Annotated in this window: 15 protein-coding genes and 1 riboswitch; of the genes, 9 read left to right on the forward strand and 6 right to left on the reverse strand. The window is 60.2% G+C overall.

Going from position 1 to position 18,312, the window contains the following annotated elements; translation table 11 throughout:
- Positions 1 to 59: 59 nt before the first annotated feature.
- Together MRK42_RS15450 and MRK42_RS15455 are read right to left on the reverse strand one after the other, a co-directional pair.
- Entirely contained in the window at positions 60 to 1,421 is a 1,362-nt protein-coding gene (locus MRK42_RS15450) for a sodium-dependent transporter (RefSeq protein ID WP_338610874.1), read from the reverse strand.
- A 197-nt stretch (positions 1,422 to 1,618) separates the two neighbouring features.
- Positions 1,619 to 1,885: a helix-turn-helix transcriptional regulator gene (locus MRK42_RS15455; RefSeq protein ID WP_026456659.1), complete on the reverse strand. Its 267-nt coding sequence runs from the start codon at positions 1,883 to 1,885 to the stop codon at positions 1,619 to 1,621.
- Between the two features lie 258 nt (positions 1,886 to 2,143).
- On the opposite strand from MRK42_RS15455, the gene MRK42_RS15460 reads away from it, so the two are divergent.
- The 4 genes from MRK42_RS15460 (at position 2,144) to MRK42_RS15475 (ending at position 6,622) form a co-directional block, all read left to right on the forward strand.
- Positions 2,144 to 2,740, forward strand: a complete 597-nt coding sequence (locus MRK42_RS15460) for a hypothetical protein (protein ID WP_338610877.1) — start codon at positions 2,144 to 2,146, stop codon at positions 2,738 to 2,740.
- A 307-nt stretch (positions 2,741 to 3,047) separates the two neighbouring features.
- Entirely contained in the window at positions 3,048 to 4,061 is a 1,014-nt protein-coding gene (ompA, locus tag MRK42_RS15465; RefSeq protein ID WP_042027784.1) for a porin OmpA, read from the forward strand.
- Positions 4,062 to 4,379: 318 nt separating this feature from the next.
- Positions 4,380 to 5,378 carry a porin OmpA gene (locus MRK42_RS15470; RefSeq protein WP_026456662.1) on the forward strand — a complete coding sequence of 333 codons (999 nt, stop codon included), beginning with the start codon at positions 4,380 to 4,382 and terminating at the stop codon, positions 5,376 to 5,378.
- Between the two features lie 212 nt (positions 5,379 to 5,590).
- A complete protein-coding gene (locus MRK42_RS15475; protein WP_338610880.1) occupies positions 5,591 to 6,622 on the forward strand; it encodes an OmpA family protein in 1,032 nt (343 codons plus the stop codon).
- A gap of 86 nt (positions 6,623 to 6,708) precedes the next feature.
- On the opposite strand, the gene MRK42_RS15480 is transcribed toward MRK42_RS15475, so the two are convergent.
- Together MRK42_RS15480 and MRK42_RS15485 are read right to left on the reverse strand one after the other, a co-directional pair.
- Entirely contained in the window at positions 6,709 to 8,403 is a 1,695-nt protein-coding gene (locus MRK42_RS15480; protein ID WP_042027788.1) for an NAD-dependent malic enzyme, read from the reverse strand.
- 56 nt (positions 8,404 to 8,459) lie between these two features.
- Positions 8,460 to 9,317: an AraC family transcriptional regulator gene (locus tag MRK42_RS15485; RefSeq protein ID WP_338610883.1), complete on the reverse strand. Its 858-nt coding sequence runs from the start codon at positions 9,315 to 9,317 to the stop codon at positions 8,460 to 8,462.
- A gap of 120 nt (positions 9,318 to 9,437) precedes the next feature.
- On the opposite strand from MRK42_RS15485, the gene MRK42_RS15490 reads away from it, so the two are divergent.
- Both MRK42_RS15490 and MRK42_RS15495 read left to right on the forward strand, forming a co-directional pair.
- The gene (locus MRK42_RS15490) at positions 9,438 to 10,817 is read left to right on the forward strand and encodes an MATE family efflux transporter (RefSeq protein ID WP_338610885.1); all 1,380 of its coding nucleotides are present in this window, start codon (positions 9,438 to 9,440) and stop codon (positions 10,815 to 10,817) included.
- 123 nt (positions 10,818 to 10,940) lie between these two features.
- Positions 10,941 to 11,189, forward strand: coding sequence for a YciN family protein (locus tag MRK42_RS15495; RefSeq protein ID WP_026458620.1), 249 nt, complete (start codon positions 10,941 to 10,943; stop codon positions 11,187 to 11,189).
- 34 nt (positions 11,190 to 11,223) lie between these two features.
- Here the strand turns inward: MRK42_RS15495 and MRK42_RS15500 are convergent, their stop codons facing one another.
- Positions 11,224 to 12,345 carry a GGDEF domain-containing protein gene (locus tag MRK42_RS15500; protein WP_338610888.1) on the reverse strand — a complete coding sequence of 374 codons (1,122 nt, stop codon included), beginning with the start codon at positions 12,343 to 12,345 and terminating at the stop codon, positions 11,224 to 11,226.
- Between the two features lie 246 nt (positions 12,346 to 12,591).
- On the opposite strand from MRK42_RS15500, the gene MRK42_RS15505 reads away from it, so the two are divergent.
- Both MRK42_RS15505 and MRK42_RS15510 read left to right on the forward strand, forming a co-directional pair.
- Entirely contained in the window at positions 12,592 to 14,001 is a 1,410-nt protein-coding gene (locus MRK42_RS15505) for a nucleobase:cation symporter-2 family protein (RefSeq protein WP_042027797.1), read from the forward strand.
- An 86-nt stretch (positions 14,002 to 14,087) separates the two neighbouring features.
- Positions 14,088 to 14,789, forward strand: a complete 702-nt coding sequence (locus MRK42_RS15510) for a protein ligase (RefSeq protein ID WP_338610890.1) — start codon at positions 14,088 to 14,090, stop codon at positions 14,787 to 14,789.
- A gap of 115 nt (positions 14,790 to 14,904) precedes the next feature.
- On the opposite strand, the gene MRK42_RS15515 is transcribed toward MRK42_RS15510, so the two are convergent.
- Positions 14,905 to 16,281 carry a sodium:alanine symporter family protein gene (locus MRK42_RS15515; protein ID WP_338610892.1) on the reverse strand — a complete coding sequence of 459 codons (1,377 nt, stop codon included), beginning with the start codon at positions 16,279 to 16,281 and terminating at the stop codon, positions 14,905 to 14,907.
- A gap of 249 nt (positions 16,282 to 16,530) precedes the next feature.
- A riboswitch (glycine riboswitch) is annotated at positions 16,531 to 16,641 on the reverse strand.
- Positions 16,642 to 17,148: 507 nt separating this feature from the next.
- Here MRK42_RS15515 and MRK42_RS15520 point away from each other — a divergent pair.
- Positions 17,149 to 18,300, forward strand: coding sequence for a type III PLP-dependent enzyme (locus tag MRK42_RS15520; protein WP_223378638.1), 1,152 nt, complete (start codon positions 17,149 to 17,151; stop codon positions 18,298 to 18,300).
- The last annotated feature ends 12 nt before the right edge of the window (positions 18,301 to 18,312 follow it).

An 18,312-nucleotide genomic window follows, 5' to 3' on the forward strand; every position in this document is an offset into this window, starting at 1 on the left:
CACAAGCAAAACAGAAAGAGCGCCTTGCGGCGCTCTTTTGCTATTCGGCTCAGCGAAACCTAGAAGAGTCCCAGCCCCTTGAGCATCACGATCAGGATCAGCAACGGCGATACATAACGGATGATAAAGAAGAGCGGCTTGAGGATGGGCAGTGCCAACTCGCCGCCATTGGTCAGGGCCTCTCTCATCCGCTCCTCGCCCCACACCCAGCCGACGAACAGGCAGAGGAAAATGCCACCCAGCGGCATCAGGATGTTGGAGGAGAGGTAGTCGAACAGATCGAAGAAGGTCTTGCCGGCGATCTGAACGTCCGCCATGGTGCTGTTGGAAAGCGCACAGGTGGAACCCACCGCCCCCAGCACCAGCAGGTTGATCAGGGTGGCCCGGCGACGGCTCATGCCAAAGCGCTCGGAGAGCACCGAGACCGGCACCTCCAGGATGGAGAGCATGGCACCGGTGGCCGCAATGGCGGAGAGCACGAAGAAGAGCACCATGAAGACGTGGCCAAACGGGATGCTGGCAAAGACTGCCGGTATGGTGATGAACAGCAGGGAGGGACCGGCGGTCGGCTCGAAACCAAAGGCAAACACCGCCGGGAAGATGGCGATGCCGGCCAGCATGGAGACAAACAGATCGGCGCACATCACCCGAAACGCGGTCGCGGGGATGTTCTGATCCGCCCGAAAGTAGCTGCCATAGGTCATCATGGTGCCCATGCCGATGGAGAGCTTGAAGAAGGCCAGCCCCATGGCGGTCAGTACCACGGCACCGGTGATCTTGGAAAAGTCCGGAGAGAACAGGAAGGAGAGTCCTTCGCTCGCCCCCGGCAGAGTCAGGCTGCGAATGCCGATCACCAACAGCAGGATGAAGAGCACCGGCATCAGCTTCTTGGTCACCGCCTCAATCCCCTTGGAGACCCCCATCAGCAGTATGCCCCCCATCAGGATCAGCACCAGCCACTGCCACAGCAGACTCTGCAGCGGATTGGTGATAAGCGCCGTAAACGCCGCGCCGGTGACATCCGGGTTGGTCGAGAGGATGGAGCCGTCGATCGCCTTGAAGATATAGGCAAAGACCCAGGCCGCCACTTCGGAGTAGAACGACATGATAAGGAAGGCGGCCAGCACGCCCATGGCCGCGATCAGCCACCAGGGTTGCCCCTTGGGGGCCAGTTTGGTCAGGGTGCTGACCGCATCTGACTTGCCTTTGCGACCCAGCATGATCTCGGAGATCATCACCGGCAGCCCCACCAGCAGGGTGGCGATCACATACACCAGCAGAAAACCGGCGCCACCGTTTTCACCGGTCAGGTAGGGAAATTTCCAGATATTGCCGAGACCAACGGCGGAGCCTAAGGTCGCGGCCAGCACGCCGAATTTGCTGGTAAAGCCGTCTCTGGCCTTGGGGGTGGTTTGACTCATTATTGTCTCACTCTCTGTCGCATCATGCGGGGTAGCGGATTAAAGGGTAGGAAGTTTCTGAGGTTTGTAATTGCTTGCCAATATTTTTCAGGGGAAAGCGCTATCTGGAGCACGATTTGCGCTACATCCGGTTATCAGTCCTGTTTTCCAGACAAAAAAATGCCGCCCGATGGCGGCATTTTCTGTCACAGTGACACTCACGCCTTGGCGAGGTCGTCCGGTCCGATCTGGCCGATTTCGGCGACTTTTTTGTCAGCCAGCAGCCAGAGGGTGAACTTGTGCAGCTCGGGGTGGTGAGCCAGGGCAACCAGGAAGGCGCCACCAACTTCACGATAACCCAGCTCGTAGTTCTTCAGGGTTGTGGGGGGAACACCCAGCAAATCAGCAAATTTAGGACGGCTCAAACCGACTGCTTCACGGATCTGACGGATCTTCTTGCCAACAGTGACGATATTTGAATTCATATTGTTCCATACTCCGTTTGGCGGATGTACTCCGCCTTTTATTTTTCGCGACGACTCGTAGTCAAGTGTATCAGTTTTGTACGGACTCGTTATGGTCGAGTCTCTATCTTTATGAGCGCCTTTCGGCGACAACCCTTGCTATCAACGGGGATGGTAATCGCTCAGCCGCCTCAGGTAAACAGTCTCGAAAAGAACCCCTTATTGTTGGCAACAGAATTGCTCGTATAATTCGCCAGCTACCCATAAAGAGGAATTAGTATGGCGTTTCCCGGCATTATTTCCCGCCTGCACACCGTCCCGAACGTATCCCAACTGCAACAACAACTGACCCAGGGTGAACAGTATCGCGCCGAAGCCTTCTGGCTCCCTTCGGCATTGCAGCATCATGCCAACGAGATACTGGCCCAGCTGTCAGACAAATGCAGCCTCTATCTGGAACAGGATGAACCGACCATTTCCCTGCGTAGCCACGATGGTGGCCAGGACAGTCATGGTCGTCTGCTCACCCGCAACGGTCAGGTTCTCGGGCTGGCCGTGACCCCTGGCGATGGCGGCCTGGTCCCCGTCTCCGGCATGCCGGACATGGCCACCTGGCTGGAGGCAGGTCACCTTCATTTCATCTGTCCGGCGGCGGTCCAACCGGTGGCTCGTGCCATTCTCAACATCTGGCCACTGGACCCTTATCTGGCGCGTCATTTTCTGACGAGCTTCATTCCGCTGTTACAAAGCGCAACAGAGGCCGATTATCTCGCCGTTTTTGCCGCCAGGGAAAATCAGGCCAACCCGCATTCCGACTGGGTTCAGGCCTATATGAGACTGGAAAAAAAGCTGCACCGTGCCTACCTAGATCACTAATTAATCAGCATAAACAGCCAGTTATCCCTTCCTGATAATTTTGTATCCGGTGCATTTGTGAGCTTGATCATGTTTTAAAAACGGCATAGAGTGCGCCTCGTCATCGGAATGACACCTGCTGCCTGGTCGCGGTTTTCACCTTTGCGTGCCCGACCAAGTTGCTCGACACACCAGGAGAGTGTGCGACCCGGAATCTGCCGGGTCATCTGCCAGACTCGACGCCAGCCGTTCGGCGGAGCCTGCAGCTTACATAAATGACAAAGTGCGAAGCATGTGAATAACGTGCGCTCTCAACGAGGATTTTTTTATGATGAAAATGGCTCCTTCCCTGATCGCCATCGCCATGGCTGCCATGGGTGCTACTGCTGCTCACGCTGCTGACGACATCTACTTCGGTGCCGGTGTCGGTGCTGCTCACTTCAACGGTCTGAACAAGATCGAAGGCGTGAACAACGGTGAAGAAGACGCGGCTGCTGCCAACGCATTCGTGGGTTACAACTTCAACGAATACTTCGGTACCGAGCTGGGCTATCAGTACGCTGGCCGTGGCAACACCGAAGGTCTGCGCTACGAGAACCAGGGTGCCACCCTGTCCGGTATCGCTCGTCTGCCGCTGGGCAACGACTTCTCCCTGTTCGCTGAAGGCGGCGCCTACTGGGCTCACACCGATGGTCTGGGCATCAGCGATACCAAAGTATCCCCGCTGGCCGGTGCCGGTGTGACTTACAAAGTCAACGACGCCCTGGATCTGCAAGCTCGCTACCGCTACATGTGGGACGTGGCTGACCTGAACGTAGAAGGCACCCACTACAAGTCCAACCAGAGCGTGGCTACCCTGGAAGCCGTATACCACCCGTTCCGTACTTCCTACGTAGCACCGGCTCCGGCTCCGGTTGTTGAAGAAGCTCCGGCTCCGCAAGTTGTCGAGAAGAGCTTCGCCCTGAACTCCGACGTGCTGTTTGCCTTCGGCAAAGACACCCTGAAGCCGGAAGGTGCTCAGGCTCTGGACGCTCTGTACCAGCAAATCGTTGAATTCCAGCCGAAAGATGGCAGCGCTGTTGTCGTTGGTTACACCGACCGTATCGGTTCCGACGCTTACAACCAGAAACTGTCCGAAGCCCGTGCCCGCACCGTTGCCAACTTCCTGGTAAGCAAGGGTATGGCTGCCAGCAAGGTTGCCATCGAAGGTCGTGGCGAAGCTGACCCGGTTACCGGCACCAAGTGTGACGGCGTGAAAGCCAAGGCTCAGCTGATCTCCTGCCTGGCCCCGGACCGTCGTGTAGAAGTTCGCGTATCTGGCGTACAAGAAGTTCAGCAATAATCTGAACTGCGCAAGATAAAGTGCGAAATGGGGATGCAATAGCATCCCCATTTGTTTATCTCCTCTTCCTTCCTGACATCCCCCTGTCACATTTGACTCTTAGCTTGCCTGTACTACCTCAAAAGCATAAAGTAGCTAAGCCTCTAAGGCATTGGATAAGCACTAAAAAGCGCTTCTGTCCGGCCTGTTGTCCATGATGTAGACGCATCATGAGTGTCCCGAAGCCATCTGCTATCCATCTTGTTGGCAATTTTTTCGCCACCATAAAAACAAGTGCACAGAATGCCCTCAAGGGGCTCACGCAACGAGGATAAAACGATGAAAATCAAAATGGCTCCCACTCTGATTGCGCTGGCAATCGCGGCCACCGGTACCACTGCCCAGGCGTCTGGTGACTGGTATACCGGTATCGGTGCAGGCTGGGCCTATGCCCACGATCTGGATAATGTTCAGGGTCTGGATGTAGACAAGGACGCCACGGCCCTGAGTCTGTTCGGCGGCTACAACTTCACCGAGAACTTTGGTGCCGAGCTTGGCTATCTCTATGCCGGCAAAGGCGGCATTGATGGCGCCGACTTCAAGACCCAGGGTGCCACCCTGTCCGGTATTGCTCGCCTGCCCATGGGTGACGTCTTCTCCCTGTTTGCGGAAGGTGGTGCCTATTTCAACCACGTCAATGGCAATGGCGACAGTGACAACGGCACTGCGCCGCTGGCCGGCATCGGTCTGACCGCCAAGCTCTCCGACCTGATCGACGTACAGGCCCGTTACCGCTATCTGTGGAACCTGGGCGACGAGCCGAAGACCTGGGAAACCGACATGAGCGTGGCGACCCTGGAACTGGTACTGCACCCGAACCGTACCTCCTATGTTGCACCGGTTCCCGCTCCCGAGCCCGAGCCTGTCGCGCCGGTCGTTGTCGACAAGAACTTCGCCCTGAGCTCTGACGTGCTGTTTGCCTTTGGCAAATCTACCCTCAAGCCGGAGGGTGCCGCAGCGCTGAACACCCTGTATCAGGACATCGTCGACGTGCAGCCGAAAGATGGCAGCGCCGTGGTCGTCGGTTACACCGACCGCATCGGCTCTGATGCCTACAACCTGAAACTGTCCGAAGCCCGTGCCCGTACCGTGGCCGACTTCCTGGTCGGCAAGGGCCTGCCGGCTGGCAAGGTCTCCATCGAAGGTCGTGGCGAAGCCAACCCGGTCACCGGCAACCAGTGTGACGGCGTCAAGGGCAAGGCCGAGCTGATCTCCTGCCTGTCCCCGGATCGTCGCGTAGAAGTACGCGTCACCGGCGTACAGCAAGTGACCGAATAATCTCGCAACCCGATGCATACAAGCCGAGGGGGCCCGCAAGGGCTCCCTCTTTTTTTGCGCGCCATTCGGCCACTCCCGGCCACCCATTGCCCCATGAGTGTTCCCCCTCGCAGTGCCTGACTGGTTAAACAGTCGGTATCACCTATAACTAAGAGCGGCAACTACCTGAAAACTGGAAGGCTGCCCCAGATAACAACAAATGAGGATACAAGATGAACAAGACACTCAAACCCGTCTGGCTCGCGGTGGCGCTGGCCGTGACACTGCCCTCGGCGGCCCATGCCAACGACTGGTACGGCGGGATCGGTGGCGGCGTCGCCATCGCCCACGATCTGGATGACTTCAGCCAGGATGCCGACAAGAACGCGACCGCACTCTCCCTGTTCGGGGGCTACAACTTCAACGAGAACCTGGGCGCCGAACTCGGTTACCTCTCCACCGGTGACTGGGATATCAATGGCACGGACTTCAACAGCAAGGGGGCGACCCTCTCCGTCATCGGCCGCTTGCCTCTCAACGATATCTTCTCGGTGTTTGCGGAAGGGGGTGGCTATATCTACCACGTCAACTCCATCAACGGGGGGGATGACAGCCTGGCCCCGCTGGCCGGGCTCGGGCTGACCGCCAGAGTGCACGACTGGATCGATATTCAGGCGCGCTACCGCTATATGGTGCGGGTCGGGGATGATTCGGACAACGACAAGGTCGGCAGCGGCACCCAACGCTGGGTCAGTGACATCAGTGCAGCCACCCTGGAGCTGGTGATCCATCCCAACCGCAGCAAAACGATCGAACCTGAACCCGCTCCCATGGTGGTGCCAGTACCGCCGCCCGCGCCCGAGCCGGTGGACCAGACTTTCAACCTGAGTTCGGACGTGCTGTTTGCCTTTGGTAAGGCGGATCTCAAACCGGAAGGCATGCAGGCGCTCGATTCACTCTACCAGCAGATCGTCGACGTTAAACCCAAGGACGGCAGTGCCATGGTGATGGGCTATACCGACCGGATAGGCTCGGATGCCAGCAACCAGCCCCTGTCGGAGGCTCGCGCAACGACGGTCGCCAACTTGTTGATTAACAAGGGGTTGCCAGCAGATCAGGTCAGTATTCAGGGTAACGGCGAGAGTAACCCGGTCACCGGCAGCCAGTGTGATGGCATCAAGGCCAGAGCCGCGCTGATCGATTGCCTGGCCCCGGATCGCCGGGTCGAGATCCGGGTGACCGGTACCCAGCAGGCCGGTGAGTAGTCCCGCTTCATGAGGCCATCACGATGACAGAGGTGCACAAAAAAGGGATGCTGCTGCATCCCTTTTGTTTTACTCGCGCGACCGGCTCAGAAGGAGGTCCGGCGATAGCGGCGGTACTCGGGGTGCCAGAAGTTGGCCTCGATGGCCTGATCGATCACCTCGTCCGGGGTCTGCACCGCCTTGCCCTGCAGCATGGCAGTCTTGGCCACCATCTTGGCGATGTAACGGGAGACCTCGTGAATGTCCGCCAGATCCGGCAGCAGTGACCCCTCTTCCCCTTTCACCAGCGGCGAGCACTCGGCCAACGCCCGGCTGGCCGACATCAGCATGGCATCGGTCACCCGGGTCGCACCGGAGGCGATGACGCCAAGGCCAATCCCCGGGAAGATGAAGGAGTTGTTGCACTGGGCGATGACGTAGCGCTTGCCCTTGTACTCCACCGGTGCAAACGGGCTGCCGGTCGCTACCAGGGCCTGACCATCGGTCCAGCGGATCAGATCCGCCGGGGTCGCCTCAACCCGGGAGGTGGGGTTGGAGAGCGGGAAGATGATGGGACGGGCACAGTGCTTGTGCATGGTCTTCACCACCTCTTCGGTGAACAGCCCCGGCTGGCCGGAGACCCCGATCAGGATGTCCGGACGACCGTGCTCCATCACCTCCAGCAGGGAGATATTGTCCCCCACCGGCCAGTCGGCAATGCGTTCCACCGGTTGGGATAGACGACGCTGGAAGTCAAGCTGGTTCGGGATCTTGTCGGTGATGAGACCGAAGCGATCCACCATGAAAACCCGGCCGCGCGCCTGCGCATCCGTCAGCCCCTCGGCCTTCATCTGGGCCACGATCTGCTCGGCGATGCCACAACCGGCGCTGCCGGCGCCGAGGAAGGCAACCCGTTTCTCGGAGAGCTTGGCACCGGAGGCCTTGCAGGCGGCGATGAGGCTGCCCAGGGTCACGGCGGCGGTGCCCTGGATGTCATCGTTGAAACAGCACAGCTCGTTCTTGTAGCGGTTGAGCAGCGGCATGGCGTTGTTCTGGGCAAAGTCCTCGAACTGCAGCAGGATCTCCGGCCAGCGGCGCTTGACCGCCTGGATGAAGGCATCGACGAACTCGGCGTACTCTTCACCCGAGATACGCGGATTGCGCCAGCCCATGTAGAAGGGATCGTTGAGCAGTTGCTGGTTGTTGGTGCCCACGTCCAGCACCACCGGCAAGCAGTAGGCCGGCGAGATACCGCCACAGGCGGTGTAGAGGGAGAGCTTGCCGATGGGAATGCCCATGCCGCCGATCCCCTGATCCCCCAGACCCAGGATCCGCTCGCCATCGGTGACCACGATCACCTTGACGTTCTGCTTGGTGGCGTTTTGCAGCATGTCATCGATCCTGTCCTTGTCCGGATAGGAGATGAACAGACCGCGCGCGCGGCGATAGATGTTGGAGAACTCCTCGCACGCCTTGCCCACGGTCGGGGTATAGATAACCGGCAGCATCTCGGTCAGGTGGTTGTGCAGCAGACGGTAGAACAGGGTCTCGTTGGTATCCTGGATGTTGCGCAGGTAGATGTGCTTGTCCATGTCGTTGCCAAACGCCATGAACTGACGGTAGGCCCGCTCCGCCTGCTCCTCGATGGTCTCGATGTTGTGGGGCAGCAGTCCTTCGAGGTTGAAGTTGCTGCGCTCTTCGCTGGTGAAGGCACTGCCCTTGTTGAGCAGCGGGGTCTCCAGCAGGGCCGGACCGGCGTAGGGAATGTAGAGAGGACGTTTCTGATTATTATCTTCAAACATGGGTCTGGTACCTAAACGTTGGGGCCAGCCGATCCTATGGGCTTGCGCCGTTAATTTCAAAGAGTTTGCACATCCGTTGCAAAAGGTTTGCGACCCAGGCGACGAAAGGCGCCCGGTGTCTGGCCGGTCAGCCGGCGAAAGCGGTTGGCAAAGTTGGCGCCATCGCTGTAACCGACCCGGCCGGCCAGTTCGCTGAGCGGCCAGTTGGTATAGAGCAGCAGCTGGCGCGCCTTGTTCATCCGTAGCTGGGTGAGCCAGGCCATGGGCCCCATGCCGAACACCTGGCGACAGAGGCGATGCAGATGGGGTACTGAGCAGGCCATCTGATCGGCGAGTAGAACCACGCTCCAGGGCTCGTCGAGATGCGCCTCCACCCGGCGAAACAGCGCCTGCAACCGGATCTCGGGAGTGCCACGCACCTCACCCTGCAGGGTACGCTCCAAGAGCGCCAGCAACAGGCTGAGCAGCTGGGGTTGCAAGGGCGAGCGGACCCCCTCTCCCTGGATCAGGCTGAGCAGATGATGGAGCTGCTCTCCGCCATCCCCCTGCCAGATGCGATGACCCAGCCGGTGCAGATGCTGCCAGCGCGGCACGTCGTCGAGCAGGATCCAGCTGGTGTGCCACTGCTCGCCCACCAGCTTGAGGCCGCCCGGCACGGCTGCGGGCAAAAAGATTAGCGACCCGGCTGGAATGGGTTGCTCTCCCCCGTCGGTGAGCAGTGCGCCCCCCTCGTCGTGGCTCACCATCAGGATGTGAAACTCGGGCCGGTTGCGACGAATAAGGTAGTGTTCGCGGATCGCCGACAAGCCGGTCAGGAAGATGCCCGCCTCGCCGAGCAGGGGCAGACCTTCACGCCCCAGCATCCGCTCTTCGCAAGACGGTGCAATTTCCAGACACTCGCTGACAAATCCCATAACACCCCAACAGGATAGTTTTGCACAAGAAAACCGAGACTCACTCACAGTGAGATCATCCGCTTAGCCTCTTATCATACCCCTGACAAGCCTTGCTTTTCTTATACCCGGTTAACACAAATGAATTATTGGCAAGCAATTTTAAAACAAACCACCGATCGCGAGTTCATGTCCAGACTGTGGCGACTGGCCCTGCCCGTCTCACTGCAGTCCATGATGTTCTCCCTGCTCGGTCTCATCGACATCATGATGGTGAGCCAGCTTGGCACCACGGCAGTGGCGGCAGTCGGCTTGGGTAACCGGGTCTTCTTCTTCAATCTGCTGGTGATAGCGGGCCTCGCAGGCGGGGTTTCGGTATTGGCGGCACAATATTATGGTCGCGGCGAGATGGCCGGGGTGCGCCGCTCCCTGGCGCTGGCGCTGGTGGGGGCCACCTTGGTGAGCCTGCCGTTTGCCCTCGTTTACGTGCTCTCACCGGGTAGCGTGCTGGGCTTTGCCAGCCAGGATCCCGAGTTGCGCCCGCTCGCCGACCACTATCTGATGATCACCGGCGCCACCATCCTCTGCACCGCCATTGTGGTGCCGTTGGAGTCAGCCCTGCGTTCCATCGGCAACGCAACGGCGCCGACCCGCATCGGCATCATCGCCATCATTGCCAACGTCATCCTCAACTATGTCCTCATCTTCGGCCACTTCGGCTTCGAGGCCATGGGGGTGGCCGGCTCGGCCTGGGGCACCACACTTTCCCGACTGCTGCAGACCACCTTGCTCTTGCTCTACGTGAGACGTCACGAGTCGCGCCTTGTTCCGCGCGCTGTCGACTGGCTGGCCGCCTTCAAACGCAAGGAGGTGGTGCGCTTTACCCTGATCGCCCTGCCGCTCTTGTTTCATGACGGTCTCTGGGCCTTCGGCATGCTGCTCTACGGCTTTCTCTATGCTCACCTTGGCACCGATTCGCTCGCCATCATGACCACCCTCGGGACGCTCGAGAGCATCCTCATCTCCCTCTTCTTCGGGCTGGCGGTAGCCTGTTCCACCCTACTCGGACACCGGCTCGGGGCCGAGGAGTACGAGGCGGCCTGGCAGCACTCCCAGCTGTTTCTGGTGATCGCCCCCGTGGGCGCCCTGGTGGTGGGCGTTGCGGTCTGGCTGCTGCAAACCAGCCTGCTGCAGTGGGTCGGCAACCTCCCCCCCGAGCTGATGGGCGAGGCGGGGCAGGTGCTCGCCATCATGTGTCTTGGCATGCTGCTCAAGGTGTTCAACATGGTGGGCATCATAGGAGTGCTGCGCTCGGGGGGCGATGTGAACTACAGCATCTTCATCGACATTGTCGGCATGTGGTGCATCGGCCTGCCGCTCGCCTGGGTGGCGGTGAGCCTGCTCGGCTGGCCTCTCTCATGGGTGGTCGCCGTGGTATTGCTGGAGGAGCTCAGCAAGGTACTGCTGGTGCAGCACAGGATCCGCCAGCGCCGCTGGCTCAGAAACCTGGTGATGGGATAGGAGAGAACAAACCCGGGGTCATATCAATGACAGAAAAACCCCGTTTGCAGTATGCTAGCCCCCTCTTCAATCAGAGGCAGGGCCTGCTATGCCCCTGTCCAGTAGTCGTTTAAGGAGACGAGCATGCAACCACAGAAAGAGCTGATCACCGAGACTGCCCTGCTGGAGATGGCCAACAAGATGATCCGGGAACACGAAGACTTCATCCACGGCATGCGTGCCGACTCGGTGGAGCAGAAGGGGGAGATCCTGGTGTTCAAGGGGGAGTACTTCCTGGCCGAAGATGGCACCCCGACCGGCAAGACCATGGCGGTGTTCAACATGTTCAAGCTGCTGGCCCAGCAGCTCTCCGGCAAATACCGCCTGGGCTGACCCTCACGCCCAAGCAAACCACAGGATGCCGCCCTCAGGCGGCATCTGCTTTTTCGGCCTGCGGACGTTCCACCACCACGCAGTTGCGCCCCGCCATCTTGGCCTGATAGAGGCTCTCATCGGCCCGGTTGATAAGGGCATCTATGCTCTCGCCTCTCCGCGCCAGAGCGATGCCAATACTGACCGTTACCTCCAGCAACTCGTCAGACGTCGGGCTCTTTACCAGACGCGCCTCGACCGATACCCGCAGCCGTTCGGCGATGCGGGCAGCCTCCGATGGATCGCCGCAGTTGCGCAGCAAGATGGCAAACTCCTCACCGCCATAACGCCCCAGCACCATACCGGACTCCAGTTGTTCATCCAGGGTAGTAGCCACCTCCTTGAGCACCGCATCCCCCGCCAGATGGCCATAGATGTCGTTGATCCGTTTGAAGCGGTCGAGATCCAGCAGCAGCACGGCAAACGGCTTTTGTCTGGTCAGCAACCGGGCCCGGGCCTGCTCCAGCTGCTTGAGCAGCAGACGGCGATTCATCATGCCGGTCAGCTCGTCGGTAGTGGACTCCCGATAGAGGCGCAGCAGCATGTTGAGCTGGCCGCACTGCACCCAGCAGCTGGCCATGGCAAACAGACTGAGCACCCACACCTGGTTCAGGGTGGCCTGGCTCCACAGAGTCTGCCCCACCAATAACCAGCGCCCCAGCACCATGGTCAGCAGCACCACGCCGGCCAGTTGCAAACCGCGCAGGAGGGGAATGGGAAAGATGGCAAACAGGGTGATCAAGAGATAAGGGAACACCACATAGCCTACCTGCAGCTGCTGCTCGGTCCCGAAGCTGTGCAAACTGACGAGTGAGAAGAGCATCATCACCACCATCAGGTAGCCGAGCGCCAGCTTCATGCGCTGCAGTCTGAAGTTGATGAGGTAGGAGAGCGGGATCAGTGGCGAGAGCGCCAGGGCACAGAAGATCCTGGCCTGAAGCAGCTGCTCGAAATGGGTACGGGAGAGGGTCAGCCAATCCACCAATGCCCAGGCGGGCAAACCGACGATCAGCAGGCAGGTGAGCAAACGCAAACGCACCGTCATAAAACCCATGCGCGTGCGGGTAAAGTCTTCGGAGTGTGCCTTGGCACTCCAGAACTCTGACAACTTGAGCATCCAGCGGCTCCACATCAAGGTCGGGGGCCCATTTTACACCTACTAAGTGGTAAGAATGTCATTTGCGCAACGAATAAAAAGGAGATCTGGCTCACACAAAGCGACATATCATAATCGCCACACGCAAACGTTTCAACCCACCGAAAAATAAACCTTTTTCTGATTAATAAACGCTGGTCAGCGGCGCGCCAATCTCTACAATAGCGCCCAATTTTTCTCCCCATCCCCACATACTTTGAGGTTTTTATGGAACAGGTTGCCACCACGCAGACCGCCCCCGAGGCCCATCCCCCCAGGCGGGCACACAGCGAACTGGTCTACGGCATAGACGATGTCCCGCCCCTGCCCCAGACGCTGTTCGCCGCCCTGCAGCATATGCTCGCCATGTTTGTCGCCATCATCACCCCGCCCCTCATCATCGCCAACGCCCTGGGCCTGCCCGCCGAAGATACCCGTTATATAGTCTCCATGTCGCTGGTCATGTCCGGCATCGCCTCCTACATCCAGACCCGCCGCTTCGGTCCCGTCGGCTCCGGCCTGCTCTCGGTGCAGGGCACCAGCTTCAACTTCCTTGGGCCTATCATCGCCTCCGGCCTCGCCCTCAAACAGGCAGCCATGCCCACCGACGATATGCTGGGCACCCTGTTCGGCACCATGCTGGTGGCGGCCCTCACCATGGTGATCCTGAGCCGCTGCCTGCACCTGGTGCAGAAGGTGATCACCCCGCTGGTGACCGGTATCGTCGTGCTGCTTATCGGTCTGACCCTGATCAAGGTGGGCCTCATCAGCATGGGGGGCGGCTACGGTGCCCTCGCCGATGGCAGCTTCGCCAGCCACAGCAACCTGTTTCTCTCCCTGCTGGTGCTTGGTCTCATCGTCCTGCTGCAACGCAGCCGCAACCCCTGGCTGCGCCTCTCCGCCATCATGATCGCCATGCTGGTGGGCTATGCCGTGGCGCTGCTGCTTGGCAAGATCAACGCCCCCACCTTCGAGGGGCCGATGTTGATGGTGCCCGTCCCCCTCAAGTACGGTCTCGGCTTCGACTGGCAGCTGTTCGTGCCGCTTGCCATCATCTTCGTGGTGACGGCGCTCGAGGCCATCGGTGACATGACCGCCACCTCGGATGTCTCCGGCGAGCCAGTCAGCGGCAAGGTCTACATGAAGCGGATCAAGGGCGGCGTGCTGGCCGATGGCTGCAACTCCATGCTGGCGGCGCTCTTCTCCACCTTCCCCATGTCCACCTTCAGTCAGAACAACGGGGTCATTCAGCTCACCGGCATGGCCAGCCGCCACGTGGGCCTCTTCATCGCCGCCATGTTGGCCCTGCTCGGTCTGTTTCCGGCGGTGGCGACCCTGGTGCAGCAGATCCCCGAGCCCGTGCTGGGCGGCGCCACCATCGTCATGTTCGGCACCATCGCCGCCGCCGGGGTGCGCATCATTGCCCGCGAAGAGCTCGACCGCCGTGCCCTGATGATCCTGGCAGTATCCCTCGCCATGGGGCTGGGGGTCGCCCAGGTGCCGGAGGTGCTGCAGCATCTCCCGGAGCTGGCCAAGAGCGTGCTCTCCTACGGCGTCGCCACCGGCGGCCTCACCGCCATCGTCCTGAACCTGCTGCTGCCCAAACGCAGCAAGCCCTGCGCCCAAGCTCCCCGTTAACGGCCATAGAGCCCCGCCATGCGGGGCTTTACCTGGCTACCCGCCACGAGTAGTGTGCAAAGCCTGTCATGCTTCAGGATGCCACCATGCCCTACTCCCTGCTTCCCCCTCTGCCTGAAAGCCATACCCCGGATCAGATCCTCGCCCAGGAGCAGCACTGGCTGCGCGATTGCGCCCACACGGGTACGGCCATGGCCCACCTCTGGCAGGCGCCCCAATGCCTCATCGTCACCCGCAAGGATACGCGGCTGCCTCACTATCAAAGCGCCTGCGCGCAGCTCGCCGCCGAAGGCTGGCCCGTGTTTGTGCGCGACAGCGGCGGTACCGCCGTGCCTCACGGCGCCGGCATCCTCAACCTCTCCCTGCTGCTGCCCCGCACCACCACGGATCTCGCCCACTACTACCGGCAGCTGGGCGCGCCGCTGCTGAGTTTGCTGGCGCAATACGGCCTTGAGGGGAGCTATGACTTCGTGCCCGGCTCGTTTTGTGACGGCCAGTACAACCTGGTGATCGGGGGGCGCAAGATAACCGGCACCGCCCAGCGCTGGCTGGCGCCGGGTCAGGATCACGGCGGCGCCGTGCTGGCCCAGGCCATGCTGCTGGTGACGGGGGATGTGGATGAGGGTACCCGGATGGCGAGCCGCTTCTACGAGCTGGCGGGCGGGGAGCTGCGCTTTTTGCCGGGCACCTCCACCACGCTCGCGCAAGCCATCCATTGGCAAGGGAGCGATGGCGAACTGGTGGCCGAGGTCAACCACAGATTGCAACGGTTGCTGGCGGGCAACTAGCCCTTACCCACATTACGCTCTTGGTTCACCAACCATTCGGCGCACCCACAAAAAAGCCACGACCCTGGGTCGTGGCTTGCTTTTTTCAAGGCGAACGTGAGACGCGGTGGCGAAATCAGGCGGTCTGCGGCTCAGGCTCGGACTCGGTATCCGCTCCCCGGCTGAAGTAGGCCCTGGTTTCGGCAATCACCACGTGACGCAGGCCAATCAGGCCGATGAGGTTGGGCACCGCCATCAGACCGTTGACGATATCGGCCAGCAGCCAAATCATGTCGAGATGCAGGAAGGCGCCGCACGCCACCAGCACCAGATAGACCAGGCGGTAGGGCTTGATCGCCTTGACCCCGAACAGGTACTCGGTGCAGCGCTCGCCGTAATAGTTCCAGCCAAGGATGGTGGTGAAGGCAAAAAACAGCAGGCCGATGCTCACCAGATACTGACCGATATGGGCATCCAGCCCCTGGGCGAACGCCTGGCTGGTCATGGCGGCGCCGCTGAGATCCCCACTCCACACTCCTGTCACCACCAGGGTCAGGCCGGTCATGGTGCAGATGATGATGGTGTCGAAGAAGGTGCCGGTCATGGAGACCAGCCCCTGCTCCACGCAGGAATTGGTCTTGGCCGCCGCCGCGGCGATGGGAGCCGAGCCCAACCCGGACTCGTTGGAGAAGACGCCGCGCGCCACCCCGGACTGGATCGCCAGCATGATGCCGGCACCGACGAAGCCACCGGTGGCCGCATGGCCGGTGAAGGCGCTCTGCAACACCAGCGCCACCGCATCCGGCAAGGCAGCGGCATTGGCAAACAGCACCCCGAGACAGGCGGCGATATAGAAGAGGGCCATGAAGGGGACCACCTTGCTTGACACGCTGGAGATGGACTTGATCCCCCCCAGAGTCACCAGGCCTACCAGCAGGGTCAGTACCACGGCGGTCGCCTCGCGGGGCACCGAGAACGACAGTGTCATGGCATCCGAGATGGCGTTGACCTGGGGGAAGGTCCCGATCCCGAAGAAGGCCACGCCGATGCCAAACAGGGCGAACAGCTTGGCGAGGACCTTGGAGCCAAGCCCCTTTTCCAGATAGTACATGGGGCCACCGGCCATCTGGCCGTTGGCATCCTGCTGGCGATATTTGACCGCCAGCAGGCACTCGGCGTACTTGGTGGCCATGCCAAACAGGGCTGCCATCCACATCCAGAACAGGGCGCCCGGACCACCGAGCTTGATGGCGGTGGCAACGCCGACGATGTTGCCGGTGCCTATGGTGGCAGAGAGGGCGGTGCACAGAGCGCCAAAGCTGGAGACATCCCCCTGCTTGCCCTGGCCCTGATCACGGCCGAATACCAGACGCAGCGCGAGCGGTAAGCGCACCAGCTGAAGCAGTCCCAGACGCAGGGTAAGGTAAATGCCGGTCCCGACCAGCAGGATCAGCAGGGGTGGCCCCCAGACAAAACTATCGATGGCGGTGAGCGCCGCTTGAATTGATGACATGCATCCTCCTTAAGAAACAGAAATTAAGGAGGAGAAGGATGATCTTCCCATAGGTGTCGCGATCCCCAGAGGCGATCGGATGCGGGCTAAGAACGTGTTCACACTCTTACTGCGAGGCCGTGATCAAGGCTCATGCGCGGCTCGGAAGCCTCATGTATTGACATACACTCCGGTTCCTGCGCTGCTCTTTACCTTGCTGACGACCTCTCGTTACAGATCGTGAACAGTTCCAAGCTCAGGTACAACCATCCCATCCCCTCTGTCCTTTTGCCTGAGAGTTTCCGGCGCCAGATTGCGATGCAATCATGGTGCCTTGCTCCTTCGGCGCCCGATTCAACGGGTCTCTCCAGAGTATCGTCCAGTAGCAGTCCACACCGGTTGCCCGGTACCTGAAAGATTCACTTCTTCGGTGGATGGTTGCCCATCACTCTCCTGCTACCTTCATCCGAACTAATTTGGATTAGGAAGCGGGCATGGTAATCCAAAAATTGTGAGCTGTCTCGCACTTGCCGGCCCGCTCCCGCACTTTTTTCATGATCGGCCATCTCATCGGCAAGATGTTAAATAGTAGTTAACAATCATAGAGTTAACTTGGCCTGCATCAAACGTGTCCCGACGCACAAGATGACGGGATAAAAAGCAATTCTCTATCTCGTTTCATGCAGAAAAACTCAACAACATATCCAATCAAAATACTTGCACAGAAACTCAATAAGCCGATAATCCCGCGCATAACCAAGCGCTTTGCCCTCAATTTATGCACTGTGCCAGGTTGGTCCCGCCGGACCGCTCGCCTGACCCGGCCGTCGCCGGTTCAATCGCATATGGCTTGGGCATATCACGCCCCCTAAGGACTTTCAAAAGAGAATGAACGAGACCCTGGTCGCACAAGATTACCGTCAGCTGGTTGAACAATTCGGCTCCCCCCTGCTGCTGCTCGACAAGGCAGCCGTCCGCAAACAGTATCGGGCCCTGGCGGCCGCCCTGCCCGATGTGCGCTTGCATTATGCACTCAAGCCCCTGCCCCACGAGGCGGTGGTCTCTGTCTTGAAGGAAGAGGGGGCCTGTTTCGATCTGGCCACCAATGGCGAAGTGGATCTGGTGCGCAGTCAGGGTGTCCGCCCGGGGCGCTGCATTCATACCCATCCCATCAAGCGCGACAGCGACATCCGTTACGCGCTGGAATACGGCTGCACCGTGTTCGTCTATGACAACCCGCTGGAACTGGAGAAGTTCCTGCCCTACAAGGACGAGGTCAAGCTGCTGCTACGGGTGAGCTTCCCCAATCCCGAGACCAAGGTCGATCTTTCCAAGAAGTTCGGCTGTACACCGGAGCAGGCGCTGCCGCTGTTGCAACTGGCCCAGGCCAAGGGGATCAAGGTGATGGGGCTGTCGTTCCACGTCGGCTCCCAGGTGCCTCACGCCCGTCGCCACGTGCAGGCCATCGACGCCTGCCGCGAGATCATGGAGCAGGCCTGGGAGCTCGGGCTCAAGCCCTGGGTGCTGGATATCGGCGGCGGTTTCCCGGTGGATTATGACGGCGGCGAGTTCGACATCGACGGCTTCTGCGCCCCGATCCGCGAGGCGCTGGCCAAGCTGCCCGCCACCGTGCAGAAGATCGCCGAGCCGGGCCGCTTCATCAGCGCGCCGGCCATGACCTCGGTGGCCAGCGTCATGGGCAAGGCTCACCGCGGCGACAAGATCTGGTACTACCTGGATGACGGTCTCTACGGCAGCTACAACGGCCAGCTCTATGACCACGTCACCTATCCGGTCAGCACTCCTTATTCCCACGGTGAGCTGCACAACGCCGTGCTTTCCGGCCCCACCTGCGACAGCGTGGACGTCATTCGCGACGGCATCATGCTGCCAGATCTGGAGATTGGCGAGCTGGTGGTCGGCCGGGTGATGGGGGCCTACACCTGGGCATCGGCTTCCACCTTCAACTTCTTCCCCAAGGCGAGCATCCTGATCCTGGATAGCAGCCAGCAGGGGCAAAAGCTGGTGGCCGTGGCCTGATAGGCCTTCGCC

It is taken from the genome of Aeromonas sp. 19NY04SH05-1, from assembly GCF_040581895.1.
GTDB classification, from domain to species: Bacteria; Pseudomonadota; Gammaproteobacteria; order Enterobacterales; family Aeromonadaceae; genus Aeromonas; species Aeromonas enteropelogenes.